Here is a 15372-nt window from a genome sequence, read left to right as displayed (position 1 = left end):
GCGCTGGTGTCGTGTCGAGGCCTCGGCCGATCGTCTGTGAGGTGAGGGCCAGGCCGTCAGCGGGCATCTCGCAGTGTTCACTTCGCGGTGAGGCGAGGTAGACCTCCGAGGGCAATCTCGCGGACGGGCTGGAAATCACCGGCCGAGCCCTGAAGGAGCGCAACATGCATCCCACCCTGAACACCATCGACATCGTGGTCTCCGACCTGGACGCCTCGGTAGCTTTCTACGCCCGCCTGGGCCTTGCGTTCAAGGTCGACGAGCACTCGCCCGAGCACGCAGGCTGTGACCTGCCGAACGGGTTGCACGTCATGCTGGACACCGAGGGCTTCCGCACGCCGTTCCTGCCCGGCTGGAGCGCGCCGACCGGCGGGCCGCGTACCCTGCTGTGCTTCGAGTTCGACGTCCCGGCCAGGGTGGACGCCACCTACGCCGAGCTGGTCGCGGCGGGCTACCGGGGGATCGCCGAGCCGTTCGACGCGTTCTGGGGCATGCGGTACGCCACGGTGGCCGACCCGGACGGCAACGGCGTCGACCTGTACGCCACCCTGCCGGTGAGCTGAGACGGAAAGGCAGGCAGCGATCGTGAAGTACGTGCTGATGTTCGTCGAGACCGAGGAGTTCGCCCAGCGGCTGGAAGCGATGGGTGAGCTGGAGCAGCAGGCCGCCTACGCGGCCGTCGGGCAGTGGTTCGCCGACCACGCCGACAAGATCACTCACCATACGCATCTGGCGCCGGTGCACACGGCCACCACGATGCGCCTGGGCCAGGGCGAGCCCGTCATCACTGACGGGCCGTTCGTGGAGGGTAAGGAGGTGGTCAGTGGGTTCGGCGAGGTGGAGGTGGCCGACCTGGACGAGGCGCTGAAGATCGCCCGTTCCTGGCCGGCCTGCCCGATCGTGGAGATCCGCCCGGCCTCGTGAACGCGCCGGTGCACGGGCAGGTGAGCCAGGAGGTGCTGGCCCGCGTGGTGCGTGAGCACGCGGGCCGGCTGGCCGCGTCCCTGGTGTCGCTGCTGGGCGACTTCGCCGCGGCCGAGGACCTGGTGCAGGACGCGATCGAGGTCGCGCTGCGGCGCTGGCCGATCGAGGGGGTCCCCGAGCGGCCGGACGCCTGGTTGTTCACTGTGGCCCGGCGGCGGGGGCTGGACGTGCTGCGCCGGGAGTCGAACTACCGGGCCAAGCTCGCCCAGCTCACCTGGCCGGCTCCCGTCCCGCGTGATGACCGGCTGCGGCTGATCTTCACCTGCTGCCATCCGGCGCTGTCGCGGGCCGCGCAGATCGCGCTCACGTTGCGGGTGGTGTGCGGGCTGTCGGCCGCGCAGATCGCCGCCGCGTTCCTGGTGCCCGAGGCCACGGTGGCGCAGCGCATCACCCGCGCCAAACGCAAGATCGGCGAGGCCGGGATCCCGTACCGCATTCCAGCCGAGGAGGAGTTGCCGCAGCGCGTCAGCGAGGTGCTGGCGGTCATCTACCTGCTGTTCAATGAGGGCTACCTGTCCAGCACATCGGAGCGGGCCCAGGCGCGCGACCTGGTCGATGACGCCGAGTGGCTGGCCGCGCTGCTGCCGAACCTGCTGCCGAAGGAGCCTGAGGCGGCCGGGCTGCTGGCGCTGATCCGGCTGCACCGGGCCCGTGGCGCGGCCCGCTTCGACGCCCAGGGCCGTCTGGTGCTGCTGGCCGACCAGGACCGCGGCCTATGGGACCGCCAGGCCATCGAGCAGGCCACCGCCCTGCTCACACGCGCGGCCCGCGCCCACCGGCGGCCGGGGCCGTACCAGCTGCAGGCGGCGATCGTGGCCTGCCATGCCGAGGCCGAGACCTTCGCCGCCACCGACTGGGCCCAGATCCTGGTGCTGTACGACATGCTGCTGCACTTGGCACCCTCGCCCGTGACGCGACTGCACCGCGCCATTGCCCTGCGGCACGTCGAAGGTCCTGGGGCGGCCCTGGCCGAGCTGAACGACCTCGGCCGGGAAGTGGAGCGGTACCTGCTCCTGCACGCCACCCGAGCCGAGTTGCTGCGCGCCCTGGGCCGCCGCGAAGAGGCTCATCGGGCCGATGAGCGGGCGCTGAAGCTGACCGCCAATCCGGCTCAGCAGGCGCTGCTGGAACAACGCCTTGGCTGGGACTGAACGCTGTCCTCAGGGCAGAAAAGGTCTCCACGGAGCATCACCCGCGACGGCCGCCGAACTGGCCGAGTCGGTTCTTGGGGGGGTGCCACCGGAATACGGCAGAAACGGGCCGCGGGACGGCAGAGTCGCTGCTCAGGGCTGGGCCAGCGCCTCGTAGGCAGTGGAGCGGCCGATCTTGAGGGTGCGGGCGGCCTCGGTGACCGAGACGCCGTCGTCGACCAGACAGCGCAGTGTGGCCAGTTCGGCGGGGGCGCCGCTCAGTGGCCGCCACCGGCGGCGTGCTCCCGGCGGTCGAGGTCGGCCTGCATCTGGGCGAGCCACTCCCGGCCCCTTCTGCGCCCGTCGGGGAGTTGGTCGTCGCGGTCCCAACGCCAGGAGACCGCGAGGGCGAGGCTGAGGATCCGGCAGTCGGCGAGCAGCCCGGAGTCGGCGCCTGGGTAATGCGCGGCGACGTCCTCCGGAGCATGCGCGAGGTCGAACTCGACGGGTCCGCGGCAGGCGGTCTCCAGGTCGATGAAGAGCGGTCCGTCCGCGGTGGCGAGCAGGTTGCCGGGGTGCGGTTCGCCGTGCAGGAGCTGTTGCCGCGTGCCGCGGTCCAGGATCGCGCGGCTGATTCCGTGGAGGGTGTCGGTCAGCAGGGCGCGTTCCGCGGCGCCGAGGTCCGGGCTGACGGCGGGGTCCTCGACCACCCGGAGGGCGTCGGCGACGCGGTCGGTGAAGTGCGGTGCGGCGAAGTTGATGCGGCGCAGGCCGGCGTGCAGCCGGGCCAGGGCGTCGGCGTAGGCGGCGGGTGGGTGGTTCTCGGGTGCGGCGGTGGGCTCGTAGTAGGTCCAGAGGGTGACGGCGAAGCCATCGCGGACATGGACGCGGGGTTCGGCCCTCGGATCGAGACCCGCCACCGGGCTGCCGGTCCCGGCGAGGCGCCGGGCGATCTCGACCTCGAAGTCGAGGCGGTGCGCGAGGGGCGCGACCCGGGCGAGCATGCCGCTGGGCCGCAGCCGGACGGCGATCCGGTTCGAGTTGTGCAGCACAGCGGCGTCGTCGGCGCCCAGACCGTACTCGGCGGCCGTGTCGACGGCCGCGGCCACCGCCCGCGGGATCTCGGTGTCCTTCACGTGTTCGGTGCCTCTCCCTGCTGGAGTGATGTGTGCGGCGCAGGCCCTTGGCCCGGCCGCGCGTCTGACGGCCTGCTCGGGAGGGCGCGCAGCAGCGGGAAGGGGTCGAAGCGGCGGGCGTCGTCGGTGGCGACGCGGTCGCGGGTTGTCAATCCCCTGGGAACGTAGTGAGCCTACCCTCATCCCACGGCGTGCGTTCCGGAGAGTAAGGGGAGTGGACACCATGCGCACCGGGAGTTGTCGGAAGCCGCACGGAGTAGTTGGTGTCAGCGGGCCGCGAGTGCCGCGTAGGCGGTGGACGGCGAAGATGTGGGATCTGGTCGGGGTGATGCGGATGCCCAGGCCACATAGCAGTCCGGTCGAAGGAGCAGGGCGGTGGGCGCGGGGGTCTGGGAACGCGCCGCGACGATATCGACCTGGTCGTGGCGCACGGCAAGTGTCTCCGCTAGCGATGCTCCTTCGGTCAGGTCGAGCAGCAGGGGACGTGCGGTTCTGGTCAGCTCGGCCAGCCGGACCGGCCCCGTCGGGGGTGTGCAGTTCCATGTCCGGGGCGAACCGGCCAACCAGCGGGTGCGCCTCGCGTCCGCCCATGTCGTAGCGGACGTCGGCGCCCGCGGTGAGTTCGGCCAGGCGCTGCACGGTGCTCGGGTCGCGGAGCAGTTCGGTGAACACCTCGCGCAGTCCGGTGACATCGCTGCCGGGGGCGATCAGGGCCGCCTGTGCCTGCGCGTTCAGCACCATGCGCTGGGCGGCCGATCGCCGCTCCCTCTCGTAACTGTTCAGCAGTCCGGACGGGGCGCTTCCCCGGATCTCGGCGGCGAGTTTCCAGCCGAGATTGACCGCGTCCTGCAGGCCGAGGTTGAGCCCTGGACCGCCTCCCGTGGCGGCGTACACGTGGGCGGCGTCACCGATCAGGAACACCCGGCCGTCGGCGAACCGTTCGGCGACCCGGGTGTTACCGCCGGTCAGCCGGCGCAGCGCGTGCGGTCCTTGGCCGTCGGGCGGACCAAGCGGCACGTCGACGCCGAGCACGCGGCGGATGCTCGCCCGCAACTCGTCGAGGCTCATCGGAGCGTCCGTCGTGGGCTGGTCCCACTCTGTGGTGCTGACCAGCGGCGGGTGGCCAGGCATCGGCGCGTAGGAGAACCCTCCGTGCTCGGTGCGATGGGGCATGAACGGGGGAACAGCGCCGTAGCCGGGCACGTTCAGGGCACCGGTCGCGGGCTCGACCCAGTCCGCCGGGACCGTCGCATGCGCTGAGCGCACGGTCATCCGGTCGTAGGTGATGCCGGGGAATCCGATGCCGGAGAGCTTGCGCGTGGTGCTGTGGGCTCCATCCGCGCCGATAAGGTGCCGAGCCCGCAGGTGGTACGCCCCGCCCGGACTCGCGACGTCGATGGTGACCGCGTCGTCGTCCTGCGACAGGCCGACGACCTCATGTCCCCGCCGGATCTCCACGCCCAGTTCGATGGCGCGCTCCTGCAGAACCTGCACGATGCGTCGCTGCGGCACCGGCAGGGCATAGATGGGGCTGTCCTCCAGCAGGCTCAGGTCGAGGCCCATCGCGCCGAACATGAAGTACGCGGAGTTCGGCTGCGGCGGCCCTGGCCCTGGGCTACCACTGAGACGTTCACACAGCCCTCGGCGGTCGAGCATTTTCACGACCTGGCCGAGCAATCCGTTCGCCTTCGGTTCCTCGCTCGGCTCCGGCAGCCGCTCCAGCACGACCGGCCGGACCCCTGCCAGGCTCAGTTCGCAGGCCAGCATCAGCCCGTTCGGACCGCCGCCGGCGATGACGACATCTGTGATCATGTGTACTCCTTTGTTTGCCCGCAAAAGGGGCAGGGCGGATGAAGCGCTGAAGCGCCCGGCCGGCGGGCGGTGGCCGGTGCGGCTCGCTGGGGAGTGCGGTCTTTGCGACGTGGTCAGCCGCGGTAGTAGTCGGCGAGGGCGGTGAAGGCGGCCTTGGGTTCCCAGGGCATGTCGGGGTAGGTGTCTCCGCTGCGGTTCTCGAGGACTTTGACGATGCCGGGGCTGGCCAGGTCGAGGTCGTCACGGGGGTCGCCGTCGGGGCGGTGCGGGAAGTTGTCGAGCGCGAAGAGGAAGACGAAGGTGCTGTCGACGCCCGCGGCGTCGTAGATCTCCAGCAGCTCGCGCAGGTAGGTGGCCTGGCCGGCCTCGTCGCGGACGCACTCGCTGTTCAACCGGACCGGCGCGCCGGTCTCCTGATCGAATTCGAGAATCTCCAGAACGCGGCCGCCCCTGTCGCCCGCGCCGCGGTAGGCGGCGGTGCCGAACTCGGTGATCGCGACCGGCTTTCCCAGCGCCACGAGCGTACGGACGCCCTCGGCGAATTGGTCGGCGACCTCGGCCGACCGGTAGAGGTCCACGCCCACGATGTCGAAGGGCGCCCAGTCGACGCGCTCGAGCGGGATGGCGGCGTAGGTGATCCGGCCGCCGAATCGCTCGCGAACGAGGGCGACGGCGCCGGCGAGGAAGTCGTTGACCCGTGCGCTGAGCTCGCCGACCCGCTCGGCCAGGCGATCCCGCTGGTTCAGCAGCAGTCCGAGCCTGTCCTCCTGGGTGTCTCCTGGCAGGAATCCCTTGTTCATCAGGCTCAGCTCGGCGCCGGCGACGAACACGACCTCGGCGCCCCGCTGCCGGAGTCGCTCCGCCCGCTCGGCGCAGTCGGTGAACAGCGACAGCGTCTCCTCGGCGGTCAGTTCGAGGGGGTAGGGCGAGAACCAGACCTCCAGGCCGAGGTCGGCGGCGTACGTCGCGGCCAGCTCCAGCCGCCCGGGATCACCGCCGATGACGCGGACCGCGGTGCAGTGCAGGTCGTTTCGGATGATCTCCAGCTCACGCTTGACCACGTCCGGGTCGAAGCGCTCCCGGGAGAACCCACCATTGCGGACGAAACCGGTGTCGTAGCTGATGCCCTTGGCCCTCATTGCATTGATCCTTCCTGTGGGATGAGGACGCCCAGGCTAAGAAAAAAAATGCGCGCACGCAAATTTGCGTACACGTATCAAAACTGGGATGCTGGGACGGTGACGACGAGACGGACGGGGTTGCGCGAGCAGAAGAAGCAGGCCACCCGAGAGGCCTTGCGCGCGGCGGCCCTGCGGCTGGCTCTTGAGCGCGGACCGGACAACGTGCGCGTCGACGACATCGCCGAGGCCGCCGGCGTCTCACCGAGGACGTACAACAACTACTTCTCCAGCCGGGAACAGGCGATCGTCGCCGCCGTCACCGGCGAACGGGAAGCGCGGATCGCGGCGGCGGTGTCCGACCGGCCCGCCGGTGCCGGCCTCGCCGACACCGTCATCGAGGCGATCGTGGATCAGTACACCGCCCCGGACGAATCCGGCCGGGACGCGTTGCTGCTGATCATCACCCGCCCCGCGCTGCGCGACGCATTCGTCGAAACCACTACCGCGATCGAACATCCCCTCACCGACGCGATCGCCGAACGTCTCGGCGATGGCGACCCGCACACGGCACGGGTGCTCGCGGCGAGCGTGGCCGCCGCAGTTCGCGTGGCGATCGAGCAGTGGCTGCAAACGACTGCCTCGTCCTCCACCATCAGTGGGCTCGTCGTGCCGTCTGGCTCGCTACCGGACCTCCTTCGCGCCACGCTCGCACCCCTCATACCCGCGCTCGACGCCGCCGAGCAACGAGCGCTCCGCCGCCGGCCTCAGTGAACTCCCTGCCTCGAGGAAACGGCGCCCCAACATCTGCCGCTGAATCGTCGCTGGCGCGCAGGAAGCCCCGGCCCATCCCGTCGCCGCCCTGGCCCCCGAGCACTACGCCGCGGTGATGGATCGCTGGAAGAGCGCGGCCGCTGCCACCTGGAACCGGCACCTGTCCGCCCTGTGTTCCTTCACCACCTGGGCTCAGCGCCAAGAGCTGCTGGCCACCAACCCGGCCCGGCCCCTGGAGTGCCGACATTGACCGGCCACAGGGCGGGGGCGGTTGTCCTACCCGCGCGCCGAGTACCTGTTCAAGACCGCCTCGGCCAAGCTCGGCCCGCACCGGCAGAGCTGGACGCTGCACCAGCTCCGCCACAGCGCACTCCAGCATCTGGCACAAGCCGGCCGCTTCGCGCCCGAACTGCAGGCCAAGAGCCGCCACCAGCACCTGGCCAGCCTCGGCCGCTAGGTCCGCCTCGGCGAAGAGACCTCCGCCCGCGTCACCGCTGAAGCCGACCCCATCCAACGCCGACGTCCCCGCTGAACTCAAGGGTCGTCGTCGCTCTCGGGCGAGGGATCGTCATGGTTTACCGGTTCGAGACTCCGGCGATCGGGAGACCTCCTGTCGTCGGCCGCGTCAGCAGAGCCGCCAGGCTCAGCGCCCTGCTGCTCGCGCAATAGAGCCTGCGCTACCGCGGCGGCAGTGTTGGCCTCTTCGCGTTGCTGCTGAGCAGTCTTCAGCACGCTATTGAGTTCGGTGAGCTCTTTGCGCAACCGTTCAGCCTCGGCGGCAGCGGTGATCGCGGCCTGGTCGGCTGCAGTGCGGGCCTGCTCGGCTACGGCGGCGGCGGTGACAGCCTGCTCGCGCCGCTGTTGTTCGGCGGCAAACGACCGGCGAAGCCGTTCGGTTTCCTGGGAGTGCGCCGCGGCGGTGCCACGGGCCTGGTCGCGCTCTTGCTCGGCTTTCCGGGTCCGGGCTTCCTGTTCCCGCAATTGGCGATGGAGGTCGGTGAGCTCGCGCTGGCGGTCGTCGACCTGCTGTTCCAGTTCGGCGATGCGGGCAGTCGTTGCGGTCTGCAGCTCGGTGAGCTCGGCGGTTCGCTGCTGGGCGGCGTCCCGGTTGTGCTCGGCCTGGCGCTGCCGGTCGGCGGCGAGCCGCTCGGCTTGGGTGCGGGCGGTCTGGTGTTCGCCGACCTGTCGCCAGGCGTCCTGCTCGCGCTCCTCGGCACGGTCGCGAGCGGTTTCGGCCTGGGTACGGGCCTGTTCGGCGGCGGCGATCCGGGTGGTGGCGGTGTTGGCCGCGGTCGTGGCGCGTTGCTCAGCCGCCGCGGCGGCGGCGCGCGCTTCCTCGGCGGCCTGTTCGGCGGCCTCCACTTGGGCCAGTGCGCCGGTACTCACCTCGGCGAGCTGGGTGCGCAGGGCTTCCTGGGCGGCCTGCCATTGCTCTCCAGCGGCCAGCAGCGGCGCAAGGAGACCCTGAGTGCGCAGCAGCGCGTTGGCCACGGGAGCAGCGTGCGCGGTGGTACGCGCCCGGTAGGCCGCGGCGCGGCAGGCGTCGCTGCAGTACTTGGCGCGGCTACTGCGTCCGGGCAGGGCTTTGGCGCAGCCGGGGCCGGCGCACATCGGTTCCGCTTCCTGACGGTCCATCCCGTCATCGCCTGTTTGACCGGTCTCGGCCGGAATGCTGGCCGCCACAGTTTCCTGATCGTCTGCCACAGTCCGTAGCTTAGCGTTCTAAGCGTTCGAACGCATATTTTCCGTGCGTTCGCAAACGGTCATCAGCTGAATCCTGACCCGTGATAACCTTCCTTATCGCGGGTCAGGATCGCGGTGCCGAGACGGTGTGGAAGTGGACGGGAGACAGGCGTGAGTGACCTTGAACCGGCGCTGCCGGCCCCCACGGCGGGGGAGCGACCGCCGATTTTCCCGGTTCCAGACAACGGCGGCGCGCACACCGCCGCCGACTATGCCCTCAGCGAGCAGACCCGCACCCGGATCGCCGACGGCGTGCCGGCCAACACCCGTCGCGCCTACGCCCGCCAGTGGGCCGCCTTCACCGCCTGGTGCGCCGGACACGGCCGTGTCGCCCTGCCGGCGACCGGGCACACGCTGGCCGAATACACCTCACAGCTGTGCGATGCCGGCCAGGCGCCGGCCAGCATCGAGCAGGCCATCGCCGCCGTGCGCACCATGCACCGCCTGTCCGGGCATGCCGGCCAGCCGGTCACCGAGGCGGCCCGGCTCGCGCTGCGCGCTTATAAACGCCGCCGGGCCGAGGACGGCGGCCGCGGCCAGCGCGAAGCCCCGCCCATCACCATCGACGCGCTGCGCGCCATGGTCTCTGCCTGCGACCTGGACACGCCGATCGGGCGGCGCGACCGGCTGCTGCTCGTGCTCGGCCTGGCCCTGATGGGCCGCCGTAGCGAACTCGTCGCCCTCACCAGGGACGACGTGCGCGAGGTCGCCGACGGGCTCGAGGTGAGCATTCGCACCTCCAAGACCGACAAGGACTCCGCCGGCGAGACCATCGCCATCCCCCGCGGCAGCCACCCCCTCACTGACCCCGTCACCGCTTGGCGCGACTGGCTGCACGTCCTCGACCAGGCCGGACACACCACCGGAAGGCTGCTGCGCCGCATCAACCGGTATGGCAGCGTCGGCCCCTCGCTCGGCGCCGACGCGGTCAACGTCATCGTCCGCGACCTCGCCGTGCGTGCCCGCGTGCCGTACGCGCACACCGTCACCGCGCACAGCCTGCGCGCCGGCGGCGCCACCGTCGCCTACGCCGCCGGCGTCCCCGTCGCCGTCATCGCCAAACATGGCCGCTGGGCCCCCGCCTCACCCGTGGTCTTGCGGTACATCCGGGCCGTGGACCGCTGGCGAGATAACGCCATGCGGAATGTGGGGCTCTGACGCAGAACGGCAGCCGCGCAGAACCTCATCAAACGCGTACGCCTACGCGGTACTCGCGGGACGCTGACCAGCGACCATCCCACCCGCATCCCATTTGTGCCCTGGGGGACACCCCAGCGAGATCGTTCTCATCGATGACGGCTGTCCGTCGGTTCCGCAACCGCCCGATCACGGTCACTGCACTGTTCAAGGCTGCAGCCGCCCACCGAGGCTAACCGTTAGCTATAGTGGCTAACGGTTAGAGGAGGTGACCAATGCAGCAGGAAGTGCTGCTGGCGATGCTGGCGAAGGAGCCTTCGCACGGCTACCAACTGCGCGCGAGGCTGCGCGACGCGCTCGGTCCGCTCGGTGACGCGATGAACGCCGGCCATGTCTATGTCACGCTGACCAGGCTGGAAAAGGCCGGCCTGTTGGCAGTCGAGAGGTCCGCCGATGACGCCGACCGGTCAGATCGAAAGGTGTACACGCTCACCCCCAGCGGCCAACAGCGAGTCGCCGAGTGGATCGCCGAGGTGAGTTGGCCGAAACCCGACCTCGCTGAGTTCCATCTCAAATTGATCGCAGCGGCGTCGGCAGGGCTTGCCGACCCGCTCACCATCGTCGACACCCAGCGCCGCGAGCTGCTGCGCCGGCTGCGTGACGCCCAGCGCGCCGCCATGGCCGAGCCGGACCGCTCGGACGCGGCGCTGTTGCTGGAGGGAATCGTGCTTCGACTACAGGCGGACCTGCGCTGGCTTGAGGCATGTGAGAAGAACTGGACCTGCCGGAGGAGTGGATCGTGAGCAGTTCTGCAGATACGCCCGTGCTTCGAGCTCGCGGATTGCGAAAGGAGTACGGCAAGGGTGAGGGGTTGGTGCGCGCCGTCGACAGCGTCGATCTCGAGATCGGCGCGGGAGAGACGGTGGCGATCATGGGCCCCAGCGGCTGCGGGAAGTCCACGCTGTTACACCTGCTCGGGGGCCTGGACCGGCCCTCGGCCGGAGAGGTGTCGCTGAACGGCCGCCGCATCGACGACATCAGCGAGAAGGCCCTGGCCCGGATGCGACGGACTGACGTCAGCTTCGTCTTCCAGTCATTTCACCTGATGGAGGAGCTCACCGCCGTGGAGAACGTCGAACTGTCGGCGCTGCTGGCCGGGCGCTCACCGCGTGCCGCCAGACGGCGTGCGGAGGAGCTGCTGGAACAGGTCGGGCTGGCCGGCCGGGCGCGGTTCCTGCCCTCCGCGCTCTCCGGCGGCCAGCGGCAGCGGGTCGCGGTCGCCCGTGCGCTGAGCAACGAGCCGAAGGTCGTGCTGGCCGACGAACCGACCGGAAATCTCGACAGCGCCGCCACTCTGGACGTCCTTCAGCTCTTCGAGGACCTGCACGAGTCCGGCCAGACGCTGGCCATCGTCACCCACGACCCGCGGATCGCGGCAACCGCAGACCGGATGTTCTCGATGCGCGACGGCGCCTTAGTGGACGAGACCAGATTGACGGGCGGCACCACCGGCAAGCTCGGCGCCTTGATCGGACTGGAGGACTGAAGGTGATCGGCCATCTCCTGCTTGTGTGCCGCCTCGCCCTTCGTGACCTCCGGCGCCGCCGTACCGAGACCGTGCTGCTGTTGCTCGCCGTCATGGCCGCCACCACGACGTTGACGCTCGGGCTCGTCCTGCGCGACGCGGCCGGCGACCCCTACCAGAGCACCCGGGAGGCGACCAACGGACCCGATGTGGTCGCCAGCGCCGGCCAGCCCACGCCCCTGTCCGACCTGGAGAAACTGGCCGGCGTCGCCGACCACAGCGGGCCCTACCCAGTCACCGCGGCCAAGTTCCAGGCATCGGGTCGAACCTCAGACATACAGGCCGTCGGGCGCGAGGCCGCGGCCGCGTCGGTCGACCAGCCCAAGCTGACACAGGGAAGCTGGGTACGCGACGGCGGCGTCGTGGTCGAGGCCGCCTTCGCCAACGCGCTCGAGGTGCGCGTCGGCGATCCGGTCAACCTGAACGGCCGACCGTTCGAGGTCGTCGGCGTAGCGGTCTCCGCCGCCATGGCGCCCTATCCCAGTGGATCCTGTCTTGTCGCCCAGGGATGCATAAATGGGCCAATGTCGGCCGACACGCCTGAAGGGCTCTTGCAGAACCCCGGACTGGTCTGGCTCACCCAGACAGATGTGCGAAGCCTCGATCCGAGCAACCTGACCTACGTGACGAACCTGAAACTGGCCGACCCGGACCAGGCCCAGACGTTCGTCAACGCCAACCAGAACAGCAGCACACACCTGCAGTCCTGGGAGAACATCCTCGAAGACGCCACCGAGCTGGCCAAGGACTCCCAGATCCTGCTGATGATCGGCGCCTGGCTGCTCGGGCTGCTCGCCGTGGCCAGTCTCTCTGTGCTGGTCGGCGGCCGGATGGCCGACCAGCACAGACGCGTCGGGCTCCTCAAGGCCGTCGGCGGAACTCCAGGCCTCGTCGCCGCCGTCCTGCTCGCGGAGTACGTTCTCGTGGCCATCGGAGCCACCGCGGCCGGGTTGACGGTCGGAACGCTGACCGCTCCGTTGCTCACCGAGCCAAGCGCCGGCCTCGTCGGCGCCGCAGGCCCACCGCCCATGACCATGTCCACAATCGGTCTGGTGATGGCCGTGGCGCTGGGAGTCGCGGTGGTCGCGACAATCGTCCCAACCGTACGAGCTGCCCGCGTCAGCACGATCGCCGCGCTGGCCGACTCGCCACGCCCACCCCGCCGCATCGGCTGGCTGATCGCGCTCTCGGCTCGGCTGCCCATCCCACTGCTCCTCGCCTTCCGGGTTGCCGCCCGCCGCCCGCGCCGGGTCGTGCTGGGTGTGATCAGTATCGCGATCACAGTCAGCGGGATCTACGTCCTCCTGGTGCTCAACGCCTTCCTCTCCGACCAACCACTCGCCGGCGGCTACGGCGATGCCCAAGTGGAGGTGCTGCGCCGCGTGCTCCTCGCCTGGACGGTCCTCCTGCTCTCCCTGGCGGCGATCAACGCCATCGTCATCACCTGGGCGACGGTGCTCGACAACCGGCATTCGTCGGCCCTGACCCGCGCCCTCGGCGCAAGCCCTGGTGAAGTGAGCACGGCAATGGCAGCCGCGCAGGTGCTGCCCGCGCTCGCCGGCGCTGTCCTGGGCGTCTTCCCAGGAGGATTCGCGCTGTTCGCCGCCATCAACACGATCACCGGCGGTGACAGCGGCAGGGCCACGCTCCCCGCGCCCTGGCAACTACTCGCCCTGGTGCTCGCCACTGTGCTCGTGGTGGCGGTGCTGACCGCCGTTCCCGCCCGCCTCGGCGCCCGCCGGCCCGTAACCGAGACCCTCTAGCAAGGCGCACGGTGATGGACACGGCCTCGGTACTGGTGGAGTCACCCATTCAACTATCGCAAGTTCTCGATGCCGAGGGCCGTGGTGCGAGGGCGGTGACGATGGCGGTGTGGATGCCGCGGACTTCGACGTCGGGGTTGCCGAGGTAGATGGCAATGTGCCGGGCAGGGTCGAGTCCGAAGATCGCGGCCCGGGTGGCGGCGGTCTTGCCGACTCCCACTTCGCCGGTGACCACACCCAACGCTCGCTCGGCGACGCACCAGGCGATGCGGGCGATGGCTTCGGAGTGGGCGGCATGGCGGTGCAGCATGGCGGGGGCCAGGCCCCGCCCGAACGGGGTCTTCGACAAGCCGAAGTAGCCCTGGAGCTTGTCCATCATGGGAGAGTCGTCGTCACTTTCTCGCCGCCGGGATCGAGCGGAGCGGGCGCTGGAGGGTTCAGGAGCGGGGGCCGGCAGGACCGGTGCGGCCTGCGAGGAAGGCGGGTCGGAGGGCTGGGCCGCAGTGGGATGGCTATGAAGGTGGATCCGAGAGCCAGATGTCAGTCAGCTTGAGAGCCACTTGATGATCAACTGGGCCTGGAGTGTCGGTGAGAAGGAGAGCCATGCCCCAGCCGACAGGGCACGGCTCGGCTGGACCTGCTAGTCACCCAGCAGGCTCACTAACCCTTCTGAGCCGTGACTAGGGTGCTGTGGTGAGCACATCCCGATCCTCCTGGCGTAACACCACCCATGACTGGGCGACCGACGTCGACCTCGGCCACCTCGCCGACATCCGAGGGAACCCGGCCGAGTTCGCCCCCGGCGGTGTCCGGCACCTGATTCTTGAAGTCCTCGCCTACCCGGCCGACGAGGCGGCGAGCACGGGCGCCGGACGCTGCACCGTCACCCTTCACCCCGACGGCTCGGTGTCCGTGGCCGACGAAGGGCGAGGCACTGACACTCGTCTCGATGAGCAGAGGCGGCCGGTGAAGAAGCCCGTCATGGCGTCCAAGGACCTGCGTTTTTTCGACGACCCCGGCGCGGAGACTCTTCCCGACGGGCATCCGCGCCGCGGCATGTCCGTCGTCGCCGCGCTCAGCGAGTGGCTCATCCACACCAACCGCCGCCTGAATGGGTCCTGGACCCAGCGGTACGAGCACGGCGTCCCCGTCACCGGCCTGGAGCCCATCGCCAGCGACGGTGCCACAGGGACGACTGTGCACTTTCTGCCCGGCGTGCACCTGCCCCCACTTGCCGACGACCTGCGCCGCTTTGCGGATGGATGGCCTGGCCTAGTCATGACCGTCGACGACCGCCGTGGTGGCTGACTGATCGAGGTCTGTGCCGCCTGTCAGAGCTGAGCAGCTCGCTCTCCGCCCAGATGAGCACCTTCAGGATTCAACTTATGGGCGTTATTGGTCGCATCTCAGCTGGGCCCGTGGCTCTGGATGACGCTGAGTCAGCTGGGTCAGCCGGCTCGTTCGGCTCTGGCTCGGGTCTGGGCCAGGTGGTAGGAGTCGGTGCCGGTCTCGAGGATGTTGCCGGCGAAGGTAAGGCGGTCGACGATCGCGGCGCAGAGACGTGGGTCGGTGAAGGTGCGGGTCCAGCCAGAGAAGAACAGCGTGGCCATCGCCGTTCTTCTCCTCGCGTTCGGTGAGCACCTGGAAGAGGAGTTCGGCGCCGTGCCGGTCGAGTTCCATGTATCCGAGTTCGTCGATGCAGAGCAGGTCCACGCGCCCGTAGCGGGCAACGGTCTTGGCCAGCACCTTCTCCTCGGCGGCCTCGACGAGCTCGTTCACCAGCTTCGTGGCGAGGGTGTAGCGGACCCGGTAGCCCTTCATGGCGGCCTCTGTTCCGAGGGCGATGAGCAGGTGCGATTTGCCGGTTCCGGAGTCACCGATGAGGCAGAGGGGCTGCCCCTTCTTGACCCCATTCGCAGGTAGCGAGGGTGTGGATGGTGGCGGGGTCGACGTTTGGGGTTGGCATCGAAGTCGAAGGCGCGCAGAGACTTGTCGCGAGGGAACTGAGCGGCCTTGATACGACGTTCGGAGCGACGGCGAGCGCGGTCGTCGCATTCGGCCATGAGAAGCTCGGCGAGGAAACCCCGGTAGGACATCTGATCGCGGGCGGCTGCCTCGGCCAGGTCGGGAAACTGGGCGCGAATGCTGGGCAGGCGGAGCATCCGACAGGCCTGATCGATCGAGGCCTGG

Annotated in this window: 17 protein-coding genes and 1 pseudogene; 11 read left to right on the top strand and 7 right to left on the bottom strand. The window is 69.7% G+C overall.

Annotated features, from left to right (window positions below; translation table 11 throughout):
• Nucleotides 1-164 precede the first annotated feature (164 nt).
• Genes AB0I38_RS03585 through AB0I38_RS03575 form a run of 3 tightly spaced genes read left to right on the top strand, consistent with a single transcriptional unit; the run spans nucleotide 165 to nucleotide 2135 of the window.
• Complete coding sequence (locus tag AB0I38_RS03585; protein ID WP_358461256.1) at nucleotides 165-563, top strand: VOC family protein; 399 nt, start codon at nucleotides 165-167, stop codon at nucleotides 561-563.
• Between the two features lie 22 nt (nucleotides 564-585).
• Nucleotides 586-924 carry a YciI family protein gene (locus AB0I38_RS03580; protein WP_358461253.1) on the top strand — a complete coding sequence of 113 codons (339 nt, stop codon included), beginning with the start codon at nucleotides 586-588 and terminating at the stop codon, nucleotides 922-924.
• Nucleotides 921-2135, top strand: coding sequence for an RNA polymerase sigma factor (locus AB0I38_RS03575; RefSeq protein WP_358461250.1), 1215 nt, complete (start codon nucleotides 921-923; stop codon nucleotides 2133-2135). Before AB0I38_RS03580 ends, AB0I38_RS03575 begins: the two co-directional genes overlap by 4 nt.
• A 257-nt stretch (nucleotides 2136-2392) precedes the next feature.
• Here the strand turns inward: AB0I38_RS03575 and AB0I38_RS40355 are convergent, their stop codons facing one another.
• Together AB0I38_RS40355 and AB0I38_RS03555 are read right to left on the bottom strand one after the other, a co-directional pair.
• Nucleotides 2393-5062 carry an FAD-dependent oxidoreductase gene (locus tag AB0I38_RS40355; RefSeq protein WP_436838712.1) on the bottom strand — a complete coding sequence of 890 codons (2670 nt, stop codon included), beginning with the start codon at nucleotides 5060-5062 and terminating at the stop codon, nucleotides 2393-2395.
• A 113-nt stretch (nucleotides 5063-5175) separates the two neighbouring features.
• A complete protein-coding gene (locus AB0I38_RS03555; protein ID WP_358461247.1) occupies nucleotides 5176-6201 on the bottom strand; it encodes a hypothetical protein in 1026 nt (341 codons plus the stop codon).
• A gap of 48 nt (nucleotides 6202-6249) precedes the next feature.
• On the opposite strand from AB0I38_RS03555, the gene AB0I38_RS03550 reads away from it, so the two are divergent.
• The 3 genes from AB0I38_RS03550 to AB0I38_RS03540 all read left to right on the top strand — a co-directional run bounded on the left by AB0I38_RS03550 (nucleotide 6250) and on the right by AB0I38_RS03540 (nucleotide 7411).
• Nucleotides 6250-6954: a TetR/AcrR family transcriptional regulator gene (locus tag AB0I38_RS03550; protein WP_358461244.1), complete on the top strand. Its 705-nt coding sequence runs from the start codon at nucleotides 6250-6252 to the stop codon at nucleotides 6952-6954.
• Between the two features lie 115 nt (nucleotides 6955-7069).
• Complete coding sequence (locus AB0I38_RS03545) at nucleotides 7070-7204, top strand: hypothetical protein (protein ID WP_358461242.1); 135 nt, start codon at nucleotides 7070-7072, stop codon at nucleotides 7202-7204.
• 21 nt (nucleotides 7205-7225) lie between these two features.
• Complete coding sequence (locus tag AB0I38_RS03540; protein WP_358461239.1) at nucleotides 7226-7411, top strand: hypothetical protein; 186 nt, start codon at nucleotides 7226-7228, stop codon at nucleotides 7409-7411.
• Between the two features lie 77 nt (nucleotides 7412-7488).
• Here AB0I38_RS03540 and AB0I38_RS03535 read toward each other — a convergent pair whose 3' ends face one another.
• Entirely contained in the window at nucleotides 7489-8658 is a 1170-nt protein-coding gene (locus tag AB0I38_RS03535; RefSeq protein WP_358461236.1) for a hypothetical protein, read from the bottom strand.
• Between the two features lie 150 nt (nucleotides 8659-8808).
• Here AB0I38_RS03535 and AB0I38_RS03530 point away from each other — a divergent pair, with 150 nt between their 5' ends.
• The 4 genes from AB0I38_RS03530 to AB0I38_RS03515 all read left to right on the top strand — a co-directional run bounded on the left by AB0I38_RS03530 (nucleotide 8809) and on the right by AB0I38_RS03515 (nucleotide 13182).
• Entirely contained in the window at nucleotides 8809-9855 is a 1047-nt protein-coding gene (locus AB0I38_RS03530) for a tyrosine-type recombinase/integrase (protein WP_358461233.1), read from the top strand.
• A 254-nt stretch (nucleotides 9856-10109) separates the two neighbouring features.
• The gene (locus tag AB0I38_RS03525; protein WP_358461230.1) at nucleotides 10110-10637 is read left to right on the top strand and encodes a PadR family transcriptional regulator; all 528 of its coding nucleotides are present in this window, start codon (nucleotides 10110-10112) and stop codon (nucleotides 10635-10637) included.
• Between the two features lie 71 nt (nucleotides 10638-10708).
• Nucleotides 10709-11380 (top strand): ABC transporter ATP-binding protein, encoded by a 672-nt coding sequence (locus tag AB0I38_RS03520; RefSeq protein WP_358461227.1) that lies wholly within the window; start codon nucleotides 10709-10711, stop codon nucleotides 11378-11380.
• A 2-nt stretch (nucleotides 11381-11382) separates the two neighbouring features.
• Nucleotides 11383-13182, top strand: a complete 1800-nt coding sequence (locus AB0I38_RS03515; RefSeq protein WP_358461224.1) for an ABC transporter permease — start codon at nucleotides 11383-11385, stop codon at nucleotides 13180-13182.
• Between the two features lie 49 nt (nucleotides 13183-13231).
• On the opposite strand, the gene AB0I38_RS03510 is transcribed toward AB0I38_RS03515, so the two are convergent.
• The gene (locus AB0I38_RS03510) at nucleotides 13232-13561 is read right to left on the bottom strand and encodes a hypothetical protein (protein ID WP_358461221.1); all 330 of its coding nucleotides are present in this window, start codon (nucleotides 13559-13561) and stop codon (nucleotides 13232-13234) included.
• A 314-nt stretch (nucleotides 13562-13875) separates the two neighbouring features.
• On the opposite strand from AB0I38_RS03510, the gene AB0I38_RS03505 reads away from it, so the two are divergent.
• On the top strand, nucleotides 13876-14490 hold the full coding sequence (locus AB0I38_RS03505; protein WP_358461218.1) for a hypothetical protein: 615 nt from the start codon (nucleotides 13876-13878) through the stop codon (nucleotides 14488-14490).
• Nucleotides 14491-14630: 140 nt separating this feature from the next.
• Here AB0I38_RS03505 and AB0I38_RS03500 read toward each other — a convergent pair whose 3' ends face one another.
• From AB0I38_RS03500 to AB0I38_RS03490, 3 genes and pseudogenes are all read right to left on the bottom strand, one after another.
• A complete protein-coding gene (locus AB0I38_RS03500) occupies nucleotides 14631-14792 on the bottom strand; it encodes an ATP-binding protein (protein WP_358461215.1) in 162 nt (53 codons plus the stop codon).
• A gap of 64 nt (nucleotides 14793-14856) precedes the next feature.
• Nucleotides 14857-15027 (bottom strand): annotated as a pseudogene (locus AB0I38_RS03495) (ATP-binding protein); the annotation flags it as partial.
• Nucleotides 15000-15344 (bottom strand): ATP-binding protein, encoded by a 345-nt coding sequence (locus AB0I38_RS03490; protein WP_358462251.1) that lies wholly within the window; start codon nucleotides 15342-15344, stop codon nucleotides 15000-15002. The pseudogene AB0I38_RS03495 and the gene AB0I38_RS03490, both read right to left, overlap by 28 nt.
• Between the last annotated feature and the right edge of the window lie 28 nt (nucleotides 15345-15372).

Origin of the sequence: Nonomuraea cavernae, assembly GCF_040655715.1 — a bacterium.
GTDB classification, from domain to species: domain Bacteria; phylum Actinomycetota; class Actinomycetes; order Streptosporangiales; family Streptosporangiaceae; genus Nonomuraea; species Nonomuraea cavernae_A.
The sequence above is the reverse complement of the archived record's forward strand: the minus strand, read 5'-3'. Positions and strand labels throughout refer to the sequence as shown.